The organism is Nitrospirota bacterium, assembly GCA_040757335.1.
In the GTDB taxonomy this organism is placed as follows: domain Bacteria; phylum Nitrospirota; class Nitrospiria; order 2-01-FULL-66-17; family 2-01-FULL-66-17; genus JBFLXB01.
In genome coordinates, this window is sequence record JBFLXB010000022.1 from 29,976 (window position 1) to 52,099 (window position 22,124).

General features: G+C 64.6%; 16 protein-coding genes. 8 read left to right on the plus strand and 8 right to left on the minus strand.

The features are described from left to right. The first annotated feature begins 8 nt into the window (after nt 1–8). Nucleotides 9–2,582, plus strand: a complete 2,574-nt coding sequence (locus AB1451_11940) for a M1 family metallopeptidase (GenBank protein ID MEW6683613.1) — start codon at nt 9–11, stop codon at nt 2,580–2,582. Between the two features lie 29 nt (nt 2,583–2,611). Here AB1451_11940 and AB1451_11945 read toward each other — a convergent pair whose 3' ends face one another. After that, on the minus strand, nt 2,612–5,491 hold the full coding sequence (locus AB1451_11945) for an EAL domain-containing protein (protein MEW6683614.1): 2,880 nt from the start codon (nt 5,489–5,491) through the stop codon (nt 2,612–2,614). Between the two features lie 115 nt (nt 5,492–5,606). Here AB1451_11945 and AB1451_11950 point away from each other — a divergent pair, with 115 nt between their 5' ends. Then, a complete protein-coding gene (locus AB1451_11950; GenBank protein MEW6683615.1) occupies nt 5,607–6,134 on the plus strand; it encodes an O-acetyl-ADP-ribose deacetylase in 528 nt (175 codons plus the stop codon). A gap of 6 nt (nt 6,135–6,140) precedes the next feature. On the opposite strand, the gene AB1451_11955 is transcribed toward AB1451_11950, so the two are convergent. From AB1451_11955 to AB1451_11965, 3 genes are all read right to left on the minus strand, one after another. After that, a complete protein-coding gene (locus AB1451_11955) occupies nt 6,141–8,873 on the minus strand; it encodes an EAL domain-containing protein (protein ID MEW6683616.1) in 2,733 nt (910 codons plus the stop codon). Nucleotides 8,874–9,131: 258 nt separating this feature from the next. Further along, a complete protein-coding gene (gene hemL / locus AB1451_11960) occupies nt 9,132–10,421 on the minus strand; it encodes a glutamate-1-semialdehyde 2,1-aminomutase (protein MEW6683617.1) in 1,290 nt (429 codons plus the stop codon). Nucleotides 10,422–10,824: 403 nt separating this feature from the next. Then, nucleotides 10,825–12,639 (minus strand): ATP-binding protein, encoded by a 1,815-nt coding sequence (locus AB1451_11965; GenBank protein ID MEW6683618.1) that lies wholly within the window; start codon nt 12,637–12,639, stop codon nt 10,825–10,827. Between the two features lie 191 nt (nt 12,640–12,830). On the opposite strand from AB1451_11965, the gene AB1451_11970 reads away from it, so the two are divergent. The 3 genes from AB1451_11970 to AB1451_11980 all read left to right on the plus strand — a co-directional run bounded on the left by AB1451_11970 (nt 12,831) and on the right by AB1451_11980 (nt 15,137). Next, a complete protein-coding gene (locus tag AB1451_11970; protein MEW6683619.1) occupies nt 12,831–13,412 on the plus strand; it encodes a phosphoribosyltransferase family protein in 582 nt (193 codons plus the stop codon). Beyond that, on the plus strand, nt 13,409–13,960 hold the full coding sequence (locus AB1451_11975) for a hypothetical protein (protein MEW6683620.1): 552 nt from the start codon (nt 13,409–13,411) through the stop codon (nt 13,958–13,960). The genes AB1451_11970 and AB1451_11975 overlap by 4 nt, the downstream gene beginning before the upstream one ends. 535 nt (nt 13,961–14,495) lie before the next feature. Next, entirely contained in the window at nt 14,496–15,137 is a 642-nt protein-coding gene (locus AB1451_11980) for a hypothetical protein (GenBank protein ID MEW6683621.1), read from the plus strand. Between the two features lie 3 nt (nt 15,138–15,140). Here AB1451_11980 and AB1451_11985 read toward each other — a convergent pair whose 3' ends face one another. From AB1451_11985 to speD, 4 genes are all read right to left on the minus strand, one after another. Beyond that, nucleotides 15,141–16,217: a VIT1/CCC1 transporter family protein gene (locus tag AB1451_11985; protein ID MEW6683622.1), complete on the minus strand. Its 1,077-nt coding sequence runs from the start codon at nt 16,215–16,217 to the stop codon at nt 15,141–15,143. A gap of 219 nt (nt 16,218–16,436) precedes the next feature. Further along, a complete protein-coding gene (locus AB1451_11990; GenBank protein MEW6683623.1) occupies nt 16,437–17,993 on the minus strand; it encodes an aminotransferase class I/II-fold pyridoxal phosphate-dependent enzyme in 1,557 nt (518 codons plus the stop codon). Nucleotides 17,994–18,065: 72 nt separating this feature from the next. Continuing rightward, a complete protein-coding gene (speE, locus tag AB1451_11995; GenBank protein MEW6683624.1) occupies nt 18,066–18,926 on the minus strand; it encodes a polyamine aminopropyltransferase in 861 nt (286 codons plus the stop codon). Between the two features lie 25 nt (nt 18,927–18,951). Continuing rightward, entirely contained in the window at nt 18,952–19,392 is a 441-nt protein-coding gene (gene speD / locus AB1451_12000; protein ID MEW6683625.1) for an adenosylmethionine decarboxylase, read from the minus strand. A gap of 338 nt (nt 19,393–19,730) precedes the next feature. Here speD and AB1451_12005 point away from each other — a divergent pair, with 338 nt between their 5' ends. From AB1451_12005 to thpR, 3 genes are read left to right on the plus strand one after another with little or no spacing between them, the layout of a single operon-like run. Then, nucleotides 19,731–20,231 (plus strand): phosphatidylglycerophosphatase A, encoded by a 501-nt coding sequence (locus tag AB1451_12005; protein MEW6683626.1) that lies wholly within the window; start codon nt 19,731–19,733, stop codon nt 20,229–20,231. After that, nucleotides 20,210–21,460: a competence/damage-inducible protein A gene (locus AB1451_12010; GenBank protein ID MEW6683627.1), complete on the plus strand. Its 1,251-nt coding sequence runs from the start codon at nt 20,210–20,212 to the stop codon at nt 21,458–21,460. Before AB1451_12005 ends, AB1451_12010 begins: the two co-directional genes overlap by 22 nt. Nucleotides 21,461–21,516: 56 nt before the next feature. Further along, nucleotides 21,517–22,089, plus strand: a complete 573-nt coding sequence (thpR, locus tag AB1451_12015; GenBank protein MEW6683628.1) for an RNA 2',3'-cyclic phosphodiesterase — start codon at nt 21,517–21,519, stop codon at nt 22,087–22,089. Nucleotides 22,090–22,124: the final 35 nt, after the last annotated feature.

Below are 22,124 nucleotides of genomic sequence, written 5' to 3' on the forward strand. Positions count from 1 at the left end.
ATGGTCGCGTGAGCACTGATACGTCCTCGGGCCGCCTCCCGCCCACCGTGCGGCCCGTGACCTACGATCTGGCCGTGGACATTCGGCCCGACGAGGGTCGGTTCTCCGGACGCGTGTCGATCGCGGTCCGCGTGGACGCCTCCACCCGCGAACTCGTGCTTCACGCGCAGGACCTGATTATCCACAGCGCCTCGCTTCGGATCGAACACCGCAGTCTCCCGCTCGTCCCGGCGCTCGATCGATCGACGAACACGCTGATCTTAACCGCGCCGGAGCTCCTCGCCTTGGGTCCCGCGGTGTTGGACATCGCGTTTTCCGGAGCGCTCAACCAACAGATGAAGGGCTTGTACCTGGCCAAGGCCGTGGTGAACGGGGTGGAGGAGCGTTACGCGTTCACCCAGTTCGAACCCACCGACGCGAGACGGTGTTTCCCGTGTTTCGACGAACCGGCGTTCAAAGCCGCGTTTCGAGTCGAAGTCACGGCGCCCAGCCACCTGACTATTTTGTCCAACATGCCCGCGGTGTCGGAGACCAACCACGGCGCCACCAACACCGTGCGATTCGCGGAAACCCCGGTGATGTCCACCTACCTGCTGGCGATCGCCGTGGGCCGGTTGTCCCCCAAACGCCGAATGGTCGCCGGGACCGAGGTGGCGGTGTGGGCGCTCCCCCACGAGTTGGCGCTGGCGGATTTTGCGCTCGACGTGACCGCAGCCACGCTCCCCTTGCTCAACGAGTACTTCGCGCTGCCGTATCCCTACCCGAAGTTGGATCTGATCGCGGTGCCGGACTTCGCGATGGGTGCGATGGAGAATTGGGGCGCGATCTTCTTTCGCGATTCACGGCTGCTGGTGGACCCCCGACGCGCGTCCACCGCCACCCAACGAGTCGTGGCCAACGTGATCGTCCACGAGATCGTGCATCAGTGGTTCGGCAATTTGGTCACCATGGCGTGGTGGGACGATCTGTGGCTCAACGAGGCCTTCGCCACCTGGCTGGCGTGCAAAATCGTGGATCAGTGGCGACCGGGGTGGCGCTCGTGGGAGGAGTTCGAGCTCGAAAAGCAGGTGCCGCTCGCGCTGGACAGTCTGGACAGTTCGCGCCCGATCGTGGCGGCGGTGGCCTCATCGGCCGAGATCGAAGCCATGTTCGACCCGCTGACGTATGAGAAGGGCGCGGCGGTGCTGCAGATGTTTGAACAGTTCTTGGGTGAGGACGCGTTTCGGACGGGGATCCGCGCGTACATGAAACGCCACCAATTTGCGAACACGGTGGCCGCGGATCTGTGGCGGGAGCTCGAGGGCGCGTCGGGCCGTCCGGTCGGCGCGCTCGCGCACGATTGGTTGTCCCAAGCGGGCTATCCGGTCCTCAGCGTCCGCTCCGCATCCCCGGATCGTCGAATCATTGCGTTGGGGCAACGCCGCTGGTCGGTCCACGGCCGGCGCCACCCCGTGGCGGGCCGATGGCGCGTTCCTGCGGTTATCCGCTACGAGGACGAGGCCGGGTTACACGCCCATCGGGTCCTGCTGGACGGGATTGACGCGGCCGTGCGGTTGCCCGGAAGCGGTGCGGTGCGGTGGCTTTATGCCAACGGAGGCGAGTCGGGGTTCTACCGCGTCGAATACGACGCGGAACTCCAGCGGATGCTGCTGGCAGCGGGCCTGCAACACCTGACTCCCCCGGAGCGCGTCGGCCTGCTCAGCCACGCATGGGCGGCTGCGGAGGCGGGTGACGCGTCCGTGGACGCGTTGATGGCCACCCTGCTCGCGTGTCGCGGGGACGACACCCGGGTGGTGGTGGAGGCGCTCGCTGGGTACCTCGAGACGCTGGCGGAACGTCTGGTGGCGCCGGACGACCAGCCGGCGTTTGCCAAGGTGGCAGCGGAAATAGCCGCGCCCTTGTGGGCACGGCTGGGATGGGGCGGTCACGGGGCGGAGGACGACGAGGTGCGGCTCACGCGCGCCGCGACGCTGTGGCTCATGGGCGCGGTGGTCTCTGATCCCGCGGTGCACGGCGAAGTGGATCGTCGGGTAGAGGCCTATCTCAAGGACGCGTCGTCATTGGAGCCCACCCTGACGTCCAGCGTGGTGCGACTGGGGGCGCGGTTCGGAGACGAGATGCGGTTCGACTCGTATCTGGCGGCCTGGCGACGCGCGGTTACGCCCGAAGACCGCGACCGGTTCCTCACGACGTTGGCCGAGTTCCCACAGCGGCCGCTGGTTCAGCGTCTCTTGGAGTGGCTGCTGTCGGGCGAGGTGCGCGGCCAGGACGCGTGGAAACCGTTTCGAGTGTTGTTGGCTCGTCCCGCGGCGCAGGCTCTCGCGTGGGAGTTTCTCAAACAGCAGTGGCGACCGCTGCGGGAGAAGATCGGCCCGGTGGGTGCGAGCCGCGTCATCCAGGCGACGCAAGGGTTGTGGCGGGCCGACTGGCGGTCAGAAGTCGCCGTCTTTTTCTCCGACCCCGCGAATCGGGTGGAGTCCGCGGCCAGAGCCCTGACCCAGACCCTTGAATTCATCGACGTTGGCGTCGCGTTCAAGGCGGCGCAGGGCGACGCCTTGTCGCGCTGGCTGCAGTCTCGCTAGCGGGTCGACGCGCGCCGGATCGCGCCGACTCACGCGGCCTTGGGTTTGGACGCGGGTGGGACCACGGCCACTTGCCACGGAGAATCCACGAACCACCGGCTGAGCGCGTCGGCCGACATCGGCTGACTGATGTAATACCCCTGCACGGCGTCACAGCCCAGCGAAGCCAGCCGATCCCAAAGATAGGACGTTTCTACGCCCTCGGCAATGACCTGCAAGCCGAGGTTGTGCGCCAGTTCGATGGTGGACCGCACGATCATGGCGTCGTTGTCATCGGCTTCCATGTTCTTGACGAACGACTTGTCGACCTTCACGGCCGAGACCGGGAGCCGCTTGAGATACCCCAGCGAGGAGTACCCGGTTCCGAAGTCGTCGATCGCGAGGGGGATGTCCATGCCGTGCAGCTTGGTCAGGACCTCCAGTGCACGGGCCGGATCCGCCATGATGGTGCTTTCGGTAATTTCCAACTCGAGGCGATTGGCCGGCGCACCCGCGCGGCGCAGGAGGTCGGTCAAATGGTCGGGGATCTGCGCGTCCAGCAGGTTTCGGGCCGAGAGATTCACGGCCACGCTCAGTTGGTATCCCTCCTGCTCCCATTTCCGAGCCTGATCCAACGCGGTGGACAGCACCCACAAGGTGAGCGGACGGATCAAACCGCTGCGTTCCGCCAACGGGATGAAGTCATCGGGAGGGATCATTCCTCGGTGCGGGTGTTTCCATCGGACCAGTGCTTCCACTCCGATCACGCGCCGCGTCTGCATATGGATCTTCGGTTGATAATAGAGAGTCAGCTCGTCGTGTTCGATGGCGTAGCGCAGTTCTCCCATCAACGCGAGCCGCCGGGGACTGTAATGGTCGCGGTCCGCGTCGTAGACCGTCGATCCCATGCCGCTCTGTTTGGCCGCGTACATCGCCACGTCGGCTCGCTGCATGAGGATCGAGGCGTTGGTGCCATGGTCCGGGAACAGAGCGATCCCGATGGCGGCCTCCACGCTGATACTGAGGCCCTCCAGGTTGAACGGGTTTTGGAGGACCTGGTGGGCTTTCTTGGCGACGCGCAGCGCGCCCTCCAGATCGGTGTCGGGCAACAGCAGCGCGAACTCGTCCCCTCCGAGGCGAGCCACGGTGTCGGATTGACGGAGAATGTCGCGGAGCCTGGGACCGATTTGTTGCAGCAGCAGGTCTCCGTGACGGTGGCCGAGCGTGTTGTTGACGTTCTTAAAGTCGTTGAGGTCCATGAGCAGGAAGGCCACCGGTGCCTGGCGGCGTTCCGCGGCCTGGACGGCTTGCGCGAGCCGCTCGTGGACCATGGTCCGATTGGGCAGCATGGTCAGCGAATCGTAGTACGCGAGTTGCCGGATCGTTGCTTCCGCGTGCCGGCGGTCGGAAACGTCTCTTCCGATTCCCACGAGGCCGGTCGCGCGCCCCTGGCTGTCTCTGAGGCTCGCACAGCTCCAATGGTACGGGGTGGAGGTTCCGTCGGTTCGCAGGAGGCGGGCCTCGACTTCAGCCCGGCCCTCGACCAGTCCGCGCTGGATAGCGTCGAGAGCGCTCACGCGTTCGTCGGGCACGATCAGGTCGATCAACGGCAACCGGTCCAGCTCAGCCCGGGGCCGTCCCGTCGCCGATTCCGCTTTCGGATTCCATCGGATCAAGCGCCCGTTGAGATCCAGTATGTACAGGACGTCAGGAATGGTCTCCATGACGTGTTCGGTTTCTTTGAGTGCACCGGCGAGTTGGTCCACCATTTGCTGACGTTCAAACTCGGCCGAGGCGCGGACCGCGAAGAGGCGAAATAGTGACTCTCCGAACGGGGTGTTCCGGATCGGTTTACGCCCCAAGACCGCCAGCAGCCCGATCGCCTGTCCCGAGGAACCGAACAGGGGGACGCCCATGTAGCTCTCGGCCCCCATCTCCACCAGCAAGCGATCTTCGGGAAAACGCTCCTGCACCCGATCGGCATACACGCACAGGTCTCGGCCCACGACGCGCTCGCACGGCGTGCCGCCAAGGTCGTACTCGAAATTGTCCACAAACTGGCCGTCGGCCAGGACCGCAAGCGTCCGGATGCGGTCATCCCGCCCCGCGACGAAACCGCCGACGAACGCGTACTCCACCTCCAACGTCTGGGCCAGGTGTTGCAGGAGCGTTCGAAAAAACGCGGAGCCCGTGACGGCGGACACGCCCTCGGCGATCTGGCGGATCATGCGTTCGGTGTGATCGCGCTCGGTGACGTCGCGGAGGATGGCGGTATAGAGAATCCGGCCTTCTTCGCTCGTGCGGGCAATGGTGGCTTCGGCCGGAAATTCGGTCCCGTCTTTGCGGCGTCCGATGATTTCCTGTCGCTCGGCCATTCGTCGGGCGGCGACCGATCCCGAACCGAATGCGCGCACGTGGTCGCGATGGGGCTTGGCGAATCGATCCGGCATCAGGCGGTCCAGCGGTTGCCCGATCACCTCCTCGGCACGAAACCCGAAGATCTGTTCGGCCCCGTGGTTGAACAGCACGATACGCTGCTGCTCATCGATGGAGATGATGGCGTCTGACGCGATGTTGACGATATTCGTCAACCGGGCTTCGCTGACGTGCTGTTCGGCTTGGCGTTGTCGGAGGGCGGCGACCAGGTCGTCGACCGCGACGCCGATGCGATCCAGTTCGTCCAGCCCTGACACCGAACGCGCGGGTGTCGGGCGGGCCTCGTGATGCAGGTGCGCGACCGCGTTGGCCAGGCGGGTGATCCGTTTGGAAAAGAGCCACTCGATCGCCACCACCGCCAACCCCGCGGTCAGCAACACCGCCACCACGCGACCGGCGTTGCTCAGGTAGCCGATGAACGTTGCCAGCAACGCAACGCTCGAGAGCAGCAGGATAAGACGGGTACGCAGGGTGAGCCAGTTCACGCCGCCCATAACCGGACGTCCCTTGCGACCGACGTGGCGCGCATGATATGTGAACGTACCGGTAAGTCGGGGAGCTGTCAAACATGAGCGGTCGTTCATTGCGAACCGGATCGGGATCTCCGCCGTGAAGTACCTTGGCGGCCGTGTGCAGATCGTCCAGGGCGACATCACGACGCTGGCGGTGGACGCGATCGTCAACGCCGCCAACCCCTCGCTGCTCGGCGGGGGTGGGGTCGACGGTGCGATCCATCGGGTCGCGGGCCCTGAGCTCAAGGCCGAGTGTCGGACGCTGGGCGGGGCTGCGGTGGGTGAGGCCAAGATCACGAAAGGCCATCGGCTGCCGGCCAAGTACGTGATCCACGCGGTGGGACCGGTCTGGCGCGGGGGAGACCAGGGAGAGCCCGAACTGCTCGCGGCGTGTTATCGCAACAGTTTGTCGCTCGCAGTAACCCGTGGGCTCAAGACGATCGCGTTCCCCGCGATTTCAACCGGCGCGTACGGGTACCCGGTCGAGGCGGCGACGCGGGTGGCGCTGACAGAGGTGGGGACCTTCCTGGCGGCCGACGCATGGTTGGATCAAGTCGTGTTCTGCTGTTTTTCCGCGGCGGATTTTGAGGTGTACCAGCGACTCGCCGCCGAACTGCTCCGATAGGCCGTGCTAGGCGGCGCGCGCCGGATCGGTGAGGCGATCGATCTGCCATGGTGCGTTGTGTAACCACCGATCGAGGTCCCGATCCGGCATCGGCCGACAGACATAATATCCCTGAGCCGAGTCGCAGCCCAACCGGACCAGATGGTCCCACGCGTCCGCGGTTTCGACGCCTTCGGCGACCACGATCAGACCCAGGTGATGTCCCATCTCGATCGTGGAGCGCACGATCGCGGCGTCGTTGTCGTCGGTGGCCAGATTCTTGACGAAGGACTTGTCGATCTTGATGGTGCCGATCGGAAGTTTCTTGAGATACGCCAGGGAGGAATAGCCCGTTCCGAAGTCGTCGATCGCCAGGGGAATTTTCATCTCGTGGAGTTTCTGGAGTACGTCCAATGATCGAGCGGGATCCGCCATGATCGCGCTTTCGGTAATTTCCAGTTCCAACCAGGACGGTTGTCCCGGATGCAAGAGGGTGGCGATGAACTCGGCGAGCGCCGCGTCATGAAGCGTCCGGGCAGACACGTTCACCGCCACGGTCAGGCGGTATCCCGCTTGCCGCAATCGAGCCTCTTGCGCGCGCGCGGCGGACAGCACCCAGCGGGTCAACGGTCTGATGAGCCCGGTTTGCTCGGCCAGTGGAATGAACTCGTCCGGAGAGACCATGCCGCGGTGGGGGTGGTTCCATCGTACGAGGGCCTCCACGCCGATGACGCGACGCGTCGCCATGTGGATCTTGGGTTGAAAGAAGAGCGCCAGTTCCTCGTGTTCGATGGCGAAGCGAAGCTCTCCCATCAGCGCCAGGCGCCAGGGGTTGTAATGATCGTGTTCCGAGGCGTATACGGCGAGCCCGCTGCGGCTTTCCTTGGCCGCGTACATGGCGACGTTCGCCCGTTGGAGCAGGACGTCGGGGGAGGTCGCGTGCTCCGGAAACACCGCGATGCCGATGCTGGCCTCGACCGTCATGGACAACGCCTCCACGTCGAACGGGGCGGTGAGCGCCGCGCGAATCTTTTCCCCAACCTGCACGGCGCCTTCGCGGTTGGTGTCGGGGAGCACGAGGGCGAACTCATCGCCCCCCAGCCGCGCGACCAGATCTGACTGGCGGACTAGGCCGGCGAGCCGGATGGCGAGCTGCTGCAGGAGGACATCGCCGTGGTGGTGACCCAAGGTGTTGTTGATGTCCTTGAAGTGATCGAGATCCATCATCACCAACGCGACTGGTTGCGAGGGTTGGTGCGCGTCGCCGATAATCCGGGCGAGACGGTCAAGCAGGAGCGCGCGATTGGGGAGGTCCGTGAGCGGGTCGTGGTAGGCGAGCCGCCGGATGGTTTCCTCGGCCAGCCGGTGTTGGGTTAGATCGAAACAGACCTGCACCACGGATTTCAGACGCCCGTCCTCATCACAGATCGGGTCGCTGTTGGTCGCCAGGTGCAGGTAGCTGCCGTCCCGCTTGCGGAGCCGATACTCGTAGTGACGAATCGGCTGACGGTGCTGGCACAGCCGTTCGAAGTGGTTGACGGTTTGGGCGAGATCGTCCGGGTGCACATAGCAAAAGAAGTTCGACCCGATGAGCTCGGCCTCGGTGTGCCCCGTGGCCACGCCCATCGTGCGGTTGACGAATCGGACCAGGCCATCCGGGGTCATCTCGATCACCAACTCGTGCATGGTCTCGACGAGTCCCCGATAGCGCTGTTCGGAGACCTCGACGGCTCGCATCGCGTTGTGTCGCTCGGTGACGTCCCGCGCGTTGAGGATGAGCCGGACGGCTTCCGCGGCGGCGAACGGCGCGTGTACCGCGGAGTGACCCACGAGCTCCACCGTTCGCCAGGATCCGTCGGCATGTTGGACCCGACACTCGAGCGTGAACCGGGAGCCCGGTGCGTCGAAGGTGCGGCAGCATTGCTCCGACACGCGGGAAGCGTCCTGCGGGTGAATCAGTGTGATCACGGGGCGGCTCCGCAGCTCCCCGGCGTCAAACCCCAACACCGGAGTGGCGGACGGACTGGCGTACCGGACGGCCAAAGTCCGGTCGACCACCAAGATCACGTCGCTCCCGTGCTCCACGAGCGTGCGAAAGGCTTGTTCGCTTTGCAGCGCAGCGTCGAGGCGATGCGCGTGTTCTCGTACCCTGGCCGCGAGGGCGGCCCGTTTGGATCGGTACACGCCGTACGACGTGGCGCCGGCCACCGTCAGCGTCACGAGGGCCGCGATGATCCACTCGAGCCGCCGGACAGCGTCCACAGCCGCGTGCTGCTCCACGAGGCGAGCGGTCTGGACCGCCTGAGCCCGTCGGGTGAGTCGGCTGAGAACGTCTTGCACCCGTTCGTACTTGCGGTTGAGAGTGGCCAACCGTCGTCCGGCCTTGACGGCGTCTCTCCGTTCAACGTTGGCCAGGACCAGGCTGACTTCCGCGGTCATGTCCTCGACGGTGAGCTGGAGGGCGTCGAGGTCCCGCAGGAGTTGCTCCGTAGGGGGCGACGGCGCATTGGACCGGAGATCGCGCCTGGCCGCGTCCAGCGCCGCGTCGAATTGCATCCGGGCCGCGTCGAGGGTGATGCGTTCGGGCGGGACCGGGCGGGCATCGAAGACGTTTCTCGCCGGCGTATTCACGGCGCTCGCCAGGTTACGGAGCTGGTCGTAGGTCTCCAAGCGGTCGGCCCAGCGTTGGTGTTCGGCGACCGACTGTGCATGGATCCGCGAGACCCATTGGCTCGTGTACAGCCCGAGCAGGACCGTCAACAGGGCCAATCCCGCGAGAAAAAAGTACGTGAGATGCGACGTCCGGCAGCGGGTTCTCGGCGGTGAACGGTCGTCCCGCGTGGAGCGTTCGAACCGGGGCGTTGCGGGATCTACGGAATCAATAGGGGGGAGTGGCGCCGGTTCGGCTGGAGAGTCGGCCATACCAGCAAAAAGTATCTGCCGTCGGCCGGACTGTCAATTTCCTTCGTCCTGTCGAGGGGTTCGGAAGGTCGGCCCCGATCCCCGTCTCGGGGTTCCTTACGTCGCGATCTCGGCGAACGCGGGGCGTGCGGCCTTGAGCGTCCGTTCGATTTCCCTCTCCGTGTGCGCGAGGGAGACGAACCACGCTTCGAACTGCGAGGGAGGCAGATATACGCCCGCGTCGAGCATGGCGGAGAAGAAGCGGGCGAATCGCGTGGTATCCGCGGTCTTGGCCGTGGCGTAGTCGCGAACCGGGGTAGCGGTGAAGAACACGGTGAGTACCGACCCCGCGCGGTTGATCTGTACCGAGACGCCGGCAGATTTTGCGGTCTCCGCGAGGCCGTCAGCGAGCGCGGCGCTGCGCGCCTCCAAGACCTCGTAGACCTTGGGTTTTTGAAGGAGTTTGAGGGTCGCGATGCCCGCGCTCACCGCCAACGGGTTGCCGGAAAGCGTCCCCGCCTGGTAGACGGGCCCGGCCGGCGCGATCATCTCCATCAAGTCGCGCCGCCCGCCATACGCGCCCACCGGCAGCCCCCCGCCGATGATTTTCCCCAGACATGTCAGGTCGGGGACAACGCCATAGAGTGACTGGGCTCCGCCGTAGGACGCGCGAAACCCGCTGATCACTTCATCGAAAATCAGCAGTGCCCCGCGTTCGCGCGTTAGCTCCCGCAGCCCCTGTAGAAATCCTGGTGCAGGAGGAACCACGCCCATGTTGCCCGCGATCGGTTCCACGATGACGGCTGCGACGGCGCCGGAATTCGCGTCGAACAGTCGACGCACGTCGCTCAAATCGTTGTACGAAGCGGTGAGGGTGTGTTTGGCGAGGTCGGCCGGCACGCCCGGGCTGTCGGGCAACCCGAACGTCGCCACGCCGGAGCCGGCTTTGACCAAGAGGCTGTCGGCGTGGCCGTGGTACCCGCCGTCGAACTTGATGATGGCGTCGCGCTTGGTCGCCGCTCGCGCGAGCCGGATCGCACTCATTACCGCTTCGGTCCCTGAACTCACGAGCCGGACCATTTCGATGGACGGCACCGCGGCTACGATCATCTCGGCGAGCCGGACCTCCAATGGAGTGGGCGCGCCGTAACTCGTACCGTGATTGGCCTCGCGTTTGATGGCGTTGACCACCTGCTGGTGCGCGTGCCCCACGATCATGGGCCCCCACGAGCCGACATAGTCGATATACGAATGCCCGTCCACGTCGTACAACCGGCAGCCTTTGGCGCGGAGGATGAACGGCGGCGTGCGTCCCACGGAACGAAACGCCCGCACCGGGCTGTTCACGCCTCCGGGGATCAAGCTCTGGGCGCGGGTGAACAGGTTCTGTGATTTTTGGTAGCTCATGGGGCTCCGCATAGAAACGGTGGGCCAGTTTGCCGGTTGTCCGGTGCGCCGGTGAAGGACGAGCCGCAACCGGCTAACCGGCGAACCGGCCAACAATTCTCTGAGCAGCAGCGGCCCATTCTAAGGAGTGGCTTTACGAGGGTCAAGCAGTCCGTCGAGAAGGCAGGTTCCTCTGTCTTAGGTACGATCGGCCGACGAAGATGATGAGGGGATGTATGCGAGTGCCTCGTTGAGTCCAAGCCGAGCCGCCCAGCGGGACAAGCACATGCGGTTCAGCGTGGCCGCACAACGCTGGAGGACAGATAGGTAATCGGGCCAGGGTACTTTTCATGTCAACACCACCTGCCGACGACCCTCTCACGTTATCCAGCACGGAAATACCCTGCATCGGTCTTCTCCGTCGCTATTTGAGATTCTCCTCGGTATAGAGCGACAGCTCGATCATACGCTCCAGCAACTGCTGGGGGGAGTGGCCGGGGAAGTTCTTCAGGACCAGTTCCTTGGCGAAAAGCCGGGCGATGTATCGGAGCTTCAGCGCGCGCGAGCGCGCGCAGTACACGAAGTCGCGGTGGCCGTTGTTGATGACAATGACGTTCTGCAGGGCGTCGTAGCGCGAACGCCACAGCTCGCCCGGCGCGCGCTGGAAGGTGTAGCCCGGGAGCCCCTGTTTGGTCGAGGCCGGCTCCTTGGTTTCGGGTACGAGCTGCTCCGTGACCGTGACCAATCCCTCGGCCGTGCAGACGACCTCGCCCTGAGTCACCGCGACCTGCAGGCGGGTCAGTCCAGGGTCCGCCGGGGCGTGAAACGTGACGATCTCGCCATCGGCGTTCTCGATGCGCCCCTGGCCTTCGGCGATCGTCCAGCGGCACGAGAGATTCTCCTCGACCGATCTGCGAGCGCGGTCGCGCGCCACTGCGCGCAGCGTGCGCGATTGGTTCACGGGCAGCACGCAGGAGGTCGGCGCGATCCGCACGCTGAAGAGCGGGCCGGCGTATTCGAAGAACTGCTTTTGTCCGTCCCCCGTCGTGGCGTCGCCGACCGCGACATCGTCGACCTCCTCTGTGATCACGGCGCCTTCTACCACGTCGGGCGGGCGACGGGGGCCCGCCGCGTTCCGCGTCCCGACGTCGAACCAGTCGTATTCCTCCGCCGGCAAGGCCATCAACGCCTCCTGGAACGCACGCTGGATGGTGCGCAGCACGTCGCGGCTGGCGCGTTCCTCTTCCGCGCGGCGTTGTTCCTCGATGAGCTCCGACACCCGCGCCGCGACCGGCGCCAACGCCGAGCAGAACGCCTCGTATTCGGCGTCCTGGATGATGCCGCTGCGCGTGCCCGGCGTGAGATTGAGCGTCGGCGCATCCACGATGCCCTGAAGGAACCCTGCGTTCCACGGCGCGCCGCGGAACGCATCGAGCTCCGCGATGTCCGCCAGCACGCGCGTGCCGGAGCGATACAGCCCCACGCGGTTCTCAGGGTCCGGCACGGAGAGGTACAGCTCAAGGTACACCTCGCCGCGCGGGATCGCAGGGCGCGGCAGTTCGTGCAGCAACCGGCCGGAGAAGCGCCGCGGCTCGACCTGGTACTCGCGGCGCGCCTGGCGGTCGATGATCGTGACCTTCACGCCCGACTGGCGGATGCGGTCTCGCAGTTCCGAGGCGAGATACCACTGGATCTTCTCCCCGCTGAACTGGCGGATGCCGGGCAGCAGCGGCTTGATCTTGAGCTCCGTGCCCTTGTGCGGAAAGAGCGTGTGCCGCGGCATCACCGTGTAATTCGGATCGCCCTTGCGCATGCGCATTTGGTGGGCCCTTCCGTCCGCGCTGGTCGAGGTTAGCGCCAGCTCCTCGCCCACCGTCCAGAAGCTCAAGAGCCCGATACCGAACTCGCCCTGGATGCCTTGCGCGCCCTGGGCCTTGAGCCGGCGTTTGATCGAGTCACAGATGTGCGTCGCCACGTAGCGGAAGTCGGGCAGCCCCTGCTCGTCGCGCGGAATGCCGTCGCCGTCGTCGCTGATCGCAAGATAGTGCTCGCCGTGATCCCGGCCGCGCGTGATGGTGACGCGCCCGGCGCGGGCGTCGATGCTGTTCTCGACGAACTCGGCTACCGCCTTCAAGGGGTTGCTCTGAGACAGCGCGATGATGGTGATGGCGTTCCAGTCGTCGCCGATCCGGAGCCGCCCGGAGGCCCCCGGGCGCCTCTGCCGTTTTGCTAGGGTCACAACGGGGCGATCATAACGCATCCATGCTGGCCATCGCCAAGGCCTGTTTGGGAATGGGGACGGAATTCTTTTTCTGTTTAAGCATGGGTGTATAGTATGCCGACCCAGCAGCAATTGACTTTCTTGGCAGGCGGGCATATACGTGGGGCGCTGTCGTACCCAGTGACGGCAGGGTGCCGCTTGGGCACAACGTGGCAAAGATAAACCCGAAACAACTACATGGACCTTGGGCGACCGGTTATGCGCTTGATATCCACTCTACGGGTAGCGAGTTTATCGGCTACGACGAGTACGGCCATGAGCAATTCGACACGAAACGTACAGAGATTGGCGAACTTCTTTACCGTGTAAAATACCAAGGCGACGATGCCGCTCTCGACGAATTGGTCAGCACGATGGCGGATTTCATTAGAGTGAAACGAAAGGCCGTGGACATGATTGTCCCTGTCCCGCCTACTCGTGCCCGCCGGGTGCAGCCTCTTTTCAAGATCGCGGACGCCCTCGGAGCAAAGATCAAAACGCCGGTTGTTCGGAATGCGGTGAAGAAGACTGGCGGATCTGAGCTCAAGAATCTCCACAGCTACGAAGAAAGAAGGCAGGCGCTGGAACACGTCATCATGGCCGACTCGAAATTGGTAACAGGCAAGCGCATCCTTCTACTGGATGATCTGGTTCGCTCGGGAGCGACGATCAACGCCGTGGCAGAACAACTCACATCCGCTGGGGCAACCGCGGTTCACGTCTTGGCGATTACGCAAACGAGGCGACAATGAAGAGCGTTTTTGCTGGTGGGTCGCGGAAAGTGACCCGCCTGAACGCCGAGATTCGGAAGCGACTCGATCAGATCATCGCGAAACACTTGAGCGTGTTGGTAGGTGACGCCAACGGCGCAGATAAGGCCATCCAGAAGTATTTGAGTGACCGCCAATACGACAAGGTTGTCGTATTTTGCACAGCCGACGCGTGCAGAAACAATCTTGGTGAGTGGGCCGTGCGATCCGTAGCGCCGCCGCACGAAACACGGGATTTTGCCTTCTTCACGGCCAAAGACGCAGCGATGGCACGCGAAGCGGAGTATGGGTTCATGCTGTGGGACGGCGAGAGCGCGGGAACGATTGTCAACGTGGCACGACTCGTCGCAGCGGGAAAACCGGTCGTGATCTACTTATCGCCTCGGAAGATATTCGTCACGCTCAAGTCGCGCCAGGAACTCGATGTCCTCTTGCACGAGATTCCCGCCGCTGCCGCAGCACGAGTCAAGCGATATATCGCAGAGCACGCCCGTGAGTTCGAGCAACAGAGCATGTTCGGTGCCGCGTGACCCGTTACTCAACCCCTCGGTTCTTGTGGCCTGGCTAAAGATTTGTCGGGTAGACCCGGGTGGCAACACCCGGGTCTACCCGACAACCTTTAGAAACGAGGAAGTGTGCGGCAAAGGGGGGTGTTGGAGCCCGGACTGGCCCGTTGCGATCCGCTTGACTTGCTCCAGGCGCTTTCCTAGAATCCCGCCATGCGCTTTCCGATCTCTCGTCGACCACCAGGGGCTCCGGGGCTAGGCGCCACGCCGGCGAAACAGGGCGCGGGTCACGGCGCCTCACCGCGTGGGGCGAGGCCGGGCAATGCCTCGGCGCCGGCACAGGGGGGGGAGCAGTTCCAGGAACTGCGGGCCTCGGCGCTGTATTGTCCCAAGTGCCGAGAGGCCACGCCTACGCGCGAAGTGCTCTTGTTGGTCCTTCCCGATGGCGGCAGCCTTCTTGATTACCGCTGCGCGCGTTGCGGAACCCCCACCGGCTCGCGCACGGCGAAGCCGGCCTCCAACGTTCGCGTCCTTCGTTAGCGCGGCGCGGTCGCGCGTCGTGGTCAAGAAGATCAAGAAGAAATCTCCCGCGGGAGCGTCGGGGTGGCGTGGCGTACCACTGGCGTTGGTGGTGACGGCACTGGCGGGACCTCGGCGCGAAGCGCGCGACGTGCTGCGGGCGTTTTCGCCTACGTGGCGCCTGCGGGAAGTCTTTCTGGATCATTTCAGTCTGGAGGTCGTGTCCACCGATCGACCCCTCACCCTCGTCGAATTCATGGCGTGGCCTGGACTCGCTGATCCCGCATGGGCATTTAAGTCCGCGGGCGGATACGGGGTGGTGTTGACCAAGGCGCCGGCGGAGGAGACGAGCGAGGGGCCGCGGTTCGGCGTGGTGCCGGTCGTGGTTCGCCTCATGGCGTCTGACCTAGACCGGCTGTCCGAGCTGTGGGCCGAGGACGTCCCGGAGGTGGCGCGCGTGGCGTTGACCACCGCGTTCACCGAGGCCATGAATCTGATCCCGGGCTATGATCGCGCGGTCTGGAGCGGCCCCCGCCCCGCACGCGATCTCAACGCGCTCATCAACCACCTCAACGCGCTGGTGACCGATGAGTGCGCGTTGGCGGGTGTGGATGCTCCCAGGAAATTTCCGTTCGCTGCGGATCAGCGGATGGCAGCCATCCCATCGGTCGTAACGCTGTAACGGTCAACCACCGACCGCGACGCCCAACCACCGGCCGATGAGAAAGGTCGCCCCAGCAGCGGCCGAGCCCAGCAGTGCCATCCTGGCCGCGCTCCACAGCACGCTCCGACCTGTAAAGAGGCTCATCAGCCCGCCGACTACCAGCAATCCCGCTTCCATCGCGAGCAGCGATCCCAACAGCCCGGGTTCGTCTGTGGGAAGGAGAAACGGGATCAGCGGGATCAATGCGCCGGCGGCGAAGCTTGCGAAGGACGCCAGCGCGGCGGAAAGGGGGGAGACTAGGTCGCTGGGATTGAGCCCCAATTCTTCACGTGCGAGTGTGTCGAGGCCTTGCTCGGGATCCGCGATTAGCCGAGAAGCTACGGAGCGCGCCGCGTCCGGGGACAAGCCTTTGGCTTCGTAGATTGTGGCCAGTTCGTCGATCTCCTCCTCGGGCATGGCTTCGAGCTCGTGCCGCTCCAGCGCGAGTTGGTGTTCCAACAGCTCGCGCTGCGTCTTCACGGACACATATTCACCAGTGGCCATGGAGAGACTGCCCGCGAGCAGACCTGAAAATCCCGCGATCGCCACGTTGTGCGGGTCCACCCCGGCCGCAGCCACCCCCACGATCAGACTGGCGTTGGAGACCAGGCCGTCGTTCACGCCGAACACGGCCGCTCGCAACGCCCCCCCGCCTTGTCGGGCGTGATGCCACGTCTCCGGGATCGGCGTCGGGGCCATGGCCGGCACGGACTCCACAAGCTGCGGCTCGGGAGGAACGGCTCCGGGCCGGTAGACGGACAGCCCTCGGACTTTCATGGCTGCGAGCACGGGGAGGATCGGGCGAGGGCCCAACGCGCGGAGCAGCAGGACCGCGATCTTGGCGCGCAGGGGAGGACGGAATGGAGGGGCGGTGCCGCCCAGCGTCTGCAAGCGGCTTTCCCACAGCGCGGCCTGGCGCTCAGACGCGACGCGCAGCTTGGCGAACAAGGCGGCGCGGGAAGGGGAAGCGGTCTCCGCTGCTTCCATCGCCCGATACAAGAACGCGGAGGTCCGCTCCTCGTAAAGCGAGGTGAGCACCGACGAGACTTTGGGCGTCATCGCGGGCTTCCTAAGAGGAGCGTTAGTTAGCCGGTTGGCCGGTTCGCCAGTTGACCGGTCAACGTACAGAGATGTGGTGCGCGACCGCGAGAGCGGAGCCTGTTCAGGAAAGGCCAGATGCAAGGCGCCGCTGAGTACCGGAGCGGAGCGTACTGGGTGCATACGTGAGCACCGGAGCGCAAGCGGCAACGCCGCAGATGGCTTTTCATGAACAGGCTCCTAGCGCTTGACCACGCCGATCCAGCTGTTAGTCTCGTCCAAACCGTCCACGGTCCCGCCGAGCACCAACATACGTTTCAGATAGGTCACGGCGTCCGCGGTGATGATCTCGCCGGGTACCAGCACCGGGATGCCTGGCGGATACACGGTCACGATCTCGGACGAGACCGCGTCGACCGCGGAATCCAGCGGGATGTAGTCTTGGTCCGCGAAGAACGCTTCGCGCGGGGTCATCACCGCGTCGTGTCCGAACGCGGGCAATGGCTCGGAGGCGAGCGGCGACGGGCCCGACCTAGTGCCGTATTCTTTCGCGATGTCGCGAAGCGCGTCGACGAGCCGGCGCAGGTCGTCCTGGCGATCGCCGATGCTCACGATCACCAAGATGTGGAACGGGTCCGCCATCTCGACCTGGATGTGATACTTGGTGTTGAGAATTTGGGAGACTTGATAGCCGGAGAGTCCGAGGTCCGTCACGGTGATGGTCAGCTTAGTGACGTCGAGGTCGCCCATCTGCGCGAAGAGGCTGCCCGCGACATTGTCCTTGCCGAGACAAAAGAGCCCGTGGATCTTGTTGATGCGGGCACGCGCGTCTTGTGCCAGCCGAATGGCCTTGTCCAGCAGCTTCTCGCCCTCGGTGGCCATTTGCATGCGCGCCAAGTCGAGCGACGCCATCAGGATGTAGGACGGGCTGGTGGTCTGCACGAAACGCAGCACGTTGCTCACCATCGACAAATTGACGCGTGTCGCGCGGGCGTGAAGCATGGAGGCCTGGGTCATGCCCCCGATGATCTTGTGGGTGCTCTGCACGCACATGTCGGCCCCGGCTTCCAGCGCCGACGCCGGAAGGTCGGGGTGGAACTTGAGGTGTGGGCCGTGCGCTTCGTCCACCAGCACCACCACGCCCTTCTCGTGGGCATATGGGACGATGCGTTCCAGATCCGCGCAGATCCCGTAGTAGTTGGGGCTGGTGAGAAACAGGACCTTGCACTCGGGGTGCGCGTCGATCGCGGCCTTGGTTTCCGCGAACGTCACATTGAGCATGATCTGGAGACGCGCGTCGACCCGCGGGCTGTAGAACACCGGTTGCGCGCCGGATAAGATGAGCCCGGCCAACACGGACTTGTGGGCGTTGCGCGCGATCAAGACCCTGTCGCCCGGGTTACACGCCGCGAGGATCATGGCCTGATTGCCGCCGGTCGTGCCGTTGACCAGGAAATAGGAGCGGTCCGCGCCATACGCCTTGGCCGCGAGTTCCTGCGCCTCCTTGATGACCCCGCGGGGCTTTTGCAGCGAATCGACTTCGTCGAGCGTGGTGAGGTCGATGGAGAAGATCTTGGGGCCGACGAACTTCCGGAAACGGGTAGAGATCCCCTTTCCGCTCTTGTGGCCCGGGGTGTGAAAGGACACCTTGCGACTCTCCGCCAGTCCGACCATCGCGTCGAACAGCGGCGTGCGGAGCTGTTCGTCGGCCTCAATGGTTGAGGGAGGGGGAAGCGTTGCTGAAGGCGCTGGGTCAGGGTCGGTGGATTGCGGAGACGGCTCGCTAGCGTTGTTCACGATGTGTGTGTCAGGGCATCTGACTCGCGATGCCGCGGCGTGGTCCCTTCCTATGCCGTCACGAAGGCCGGGTCAGTGGTACGTAAACAACGGCTGATTGTCTTCGATGATCCGGTCGTCGGCGGCCAGACGCTTTACCAGGTGCTTGGGAAGGAGGAACTGACCCTGGTGGATCTCTCCGTGGTAGTAGCGTAGTTCACCGTTGATTCGCTTGGTGATCCGCTCGTCGATTTCGTTCGGCGACACCGAGCGGGGATCGAGACTCTTTGACGCCACCGCGAAGCCCCACGGAAGCCCGAACGACGGAATCGATGTCTGATAGGGCGCCACGATCGGAAACGCGGTCTTCAGGGTCTGGCAGACGGCGGCGAAACAGAACATGCTGTTCACCGCGGTCGAACCGGCTTGCAACGTGATCGTGCCCTGCGGGGTCAGACGCCGCTTCACGATTTGGTAAAACTCTTTGGTGTAGAGCAGGTACGCGGGGCCTTCTTCGACCGGCTCCGAAATATCGATGATGATCGCGTCGTAGGTATCGCTCGTTTCCTCGAGGTACTTGCGGGCGTCGAGGAACTTGAGCTCCACCCGGGGGTCGTCAAACGAGCCTTGATGCCACTCGGGGAGAAATTGTTTGCACCGCTCCACCACTTCCTGGTCGATGTCGACCATCAACACGCGCTCGACCGAGCGGTGACGGAGAATCTCGCGGAGCGTGGCGCCCTCGCCGCCGCCGACAATGAACACCCGTTTGGGTTCGGGGTGGGTCAGGAGCGCGGGATGGACCAGCGCCTCGTGGTAGATGAATTCATCGGCTTCGGAGGACTGCATCTTGCCGTCCAGCACGAGACAACGGCCGTAGCTCCCGGTGTCCATGATCTCCACCTCCTGATACTTGGTTTTGGCGGAGAAGAGCATGGTCCGGATGCCATGCATATGACCTTCCTCAGGATTGAGGAAGTCAAGGAACCATTTGTAGCTCTTTGACTCGATCATCGACGGGCATTTCCTCGACGGCGGGAACCGTCTTGTGAGGCAGCTTCACGTTGCCCTTGGACAGAATTCCTCGCCGTACCTCCATAATCGAAGGATGTTTGGATTGGAACTTCTCGACCAAGAACTCCGCGGCGACCTCGGGTTTCAGGACGTCGCCGCAGGTAAAAATATCCACCGCGGCATACCCGTATTCGGGCCAAGTGTGGATGGAAAGATGGGACTCGGCGATCACCACCACGCCGCTGATTCCGAAGGGAGAGAATTTGTGGAAGTGGACATCCACGATCGTGGCTTTGGCGGCTTTGGCCGCTTCGACCATGATCAGTTCAACCTTCTTCAGATCGTTGAGTAACCTGGCATTGCACGCCTTGAGCTCCACCAGAAGATGGGTCCCTAATCCGTGCACCGTTCCGTCCCCCTTTCCTCACCGCGTCCCACCATTGGGCGCGTTCGAAGCGAAGCCGCGTCCGCTTCGGATGTCGTCGAACCGCTCGCACGACGCGCGAGCGGCACATATGAAATTTTGGTCCGTACTATAACTGAATCAAGTGCCAAGTCAAGAAAAAAAATGTACCTCGGTCAAAAAATTTTCCCCGCGGGCTGGCCGCTCGCGCCGCGCTGAGTCGACGGCGTACGACGAGCATTCCTTGTTGGGATGTCCTCTTCGGGGCGAGTTGTCTTGACCCCTCTCTCAACCGGGTGATAGAATCAGCCGCCTTGCACGGCGGTGCGGGACGACGTCCCGTGCGGGCCGCGCAACCTCCGGGAGGAGACGGCGACGCGGTGCAACGGCGATGGGCATGGTGGGTGGCTACGGCCGGGGGCGTTGGAGCCGCACCGTGGGCGCCCGGCACCGCCGGAAGCCTCGTCGGCGCGGCCGTCGGTTGGGCGGCCGGACGCTTGTTGGGTCCGGGCTGGTATGTGGTGGGAACCGCCGCGCTGTTCGGGCTCGGGGTCGCGGTCGCCACCCGCGTTGAGCGCACCACAGGGCGTAAAGATCCGTCGGTCGTGGTGATCGACGAGGTCGTCGGCATGCTCGTGGCCCTGTTTGCTTTACCGCTTCGAGCCGGCGACGTGCTGATCGCCTTTCTCTGTTTTCGGATTTTCGATATCGCCAAACCGTTTCCGCTCCGTCGCCTCGAAGCGCAGCCCGGGGGGTGGGGCATTATGCTCGACGATCTGGTCGCGGGTCTCTACACCAACGTGCTCGTGCGGATAGGACTGTGGGCAGCGGGAGTGGTCTGAAGACCGAGTTGATTGCGGTCGGCACGGAATTGCTTTGGGGGGACCGGATCGACACGAACACGGTGGCGCTCTCCGACGCCTTGGCCGCCCTCGGGATTCGGGTGTCGGCCAAAACCGTGGTCGGGGACGACGAGGCCACGCTCGCCCGCGCGTTGACGGATGCCATGGCGCGGGCGTCGTTGGTCATCATGACCGGAGGGCTCGGGCTGACGCACGACGACATTACCACCCGAGTCGTGGCGAAGGCCCTGGGACGTGATCTGACGCTTCGGGAGGAGGTGGCGGCCGATATCCGGGCCGCCTACCGCCGACGGGGGCGCGAGGCCACGCCGGCGAGCGAACGGCTGGCGTTCTTGCCCGCCGGGGCGGACATCTTGCGGAATCCCGTGGGAATCGCGCCGGGGTTTCGACTGACGGAACGAGCCGTCTCCCTGGTGGCGCTCCCCGGGGTGCCGTCGGAGATGCGCGCCATGTTCGACACGGCCGTTGCCCCGTGGCTCTCGCGACTGACCGCCGGGGCGGCGCCGATGACTCGGCGCACGATACACACGTTCGGGCTCAGTGAATCGGAAGTGGATCAGCGGTTGTCGGATCTGTTCCGCGACGCCGCGTGTGAGACCGGAATGTTGGCGTCACCCAAAGGCGTGGAGATCCGGTTGCGGGCGAGGGGCGGGGATCGTTCGGTCGTCGGCTTGAACCACCTCGTTTCGGCGATCGCCCAGCGATTGGGTGACGCGGTGTACGCGTTCGACGGCCGGGCCATGGAGGCCGTGGTGGGCGACGCGCTGCTCGCCAAGGGGTGGACGCTGGCTGTTGCCGAATCGTGCACCGGAGGGTTGGTGGGGCATCGGCTGACTGACGTGCCGGGCAGCTCCCGGTATTTTGTCGGCGGCTGGGTGACGTATGCCAACGAAGCCAAAATGAGCTGGCTGGGCGTGGACCGCGAACAATTGGCCACGTACGGTGCGGTCAGCGAGCCGGTCGCGGCGCAGATGGCCCAAGGCGCACGCCGACACGCGGGCAGCGACATGGGCTTGTCCTTGACGGGCATCGCGGGACCGGAAGGCGGGACCCCCGAGAAACCGGTCGGCACGCTGGTCGTCGGCCTGGCCAGCGATCGTGGCACCGAGACCAGCCGGTGGCGGTTCACGGGTTCGCGCACGGATACCAAGCTCGCGTTTTCGCAGTTCGGGTTGAACGCGGTCCGGCGGTTCGTCTTGGGGGCGTGAGGACCGGAAGCGGATCCCGCCCGGCGGCCGGCGAAACGGAATCGCTGCGCAGCTTCGTGGCGGTTCACGTACCCGATGCGTGGCTGGGCGGCTTGACAGTGCTCCGGGAGCGCCTGGCGCGTCACACGGCGGGTGTGCGGTGGGTGCAGCCGGACGGCTCGCACGTCACCCTCGCGTTTCTGGGGCAGATCGCGCGTTCCCGCGTTCCAGGCATCGCGGCGCGGCTGAGCGATGTGGCGCGGGAGTGTCCGCCTTGTCGGGTCCACGCCGGCGGGATCGGGGTCTTCCCCCATCCCGGTCGCGCCACCGTGCTGTGGTTAGGGGTGCAGGATCCCTCCGGCGGACTGCTCCGATTGCAGCGGCGGGTGGAGCAGGCGTTGTCCGCCGAAGGGTTCACGCCGGACGAACGACCGTTCCATCCGCATGTGACGTTGGGACGGTGGCGCACGCCGCCCCCCAGAACCAGCGTCGACGCGGTGCTCGCGGAACCGCTGCCGCCGGCGCTGAGTGGCTCCGCTGGGGAGTGGATGGTAACCGAAATCCGGCTGATGGAAAGCCGATTGACTTCGGAAGGGTCGATCTACACGGTGCTGGAAGCACTACGGCTCACGGGTAACGCGGCGAGTTGAACGCGACAGCGTCAGGGAGTGCGACGGAGCAGTGG

Coding starts and splice junctions, on each gene's coding strand:
- AB1451_11945 (MEW6683614.1), bottom strand. CDS start 5,491: ATGGGCGGCGTGAACTGGCTCACCCTGCGTACCCGTCTTATCCTGCTG.
- AB1451_11985 (MEW6683622.1), bottom strand. CDS start 16,217: ATGACGCCCAAAGTCTCGTCGGTGCTCACCTCGCTTTACGAGGAGCGG.
- speE (MEW6683624.1), bottom strand. CDS start 18,926: ATGCATGGCATCCGGACCATGCTCTTCTCCGCCAAAACCAAGTATCAG.
- hemL (MEW6683617.1), bottom strand. CDS start 10,421: ATGAGCTACCAAAAATCACAGAACCTGTTCACCCGCGCCCAGAGCTTG.
- AB1451_11975 (MEW6683620.1), top strand. CDS start 13,409: ATGAAGAGCGTTTTTGCTGGTGGGTCGCGGAAAGTGACCCGCCTGAAC.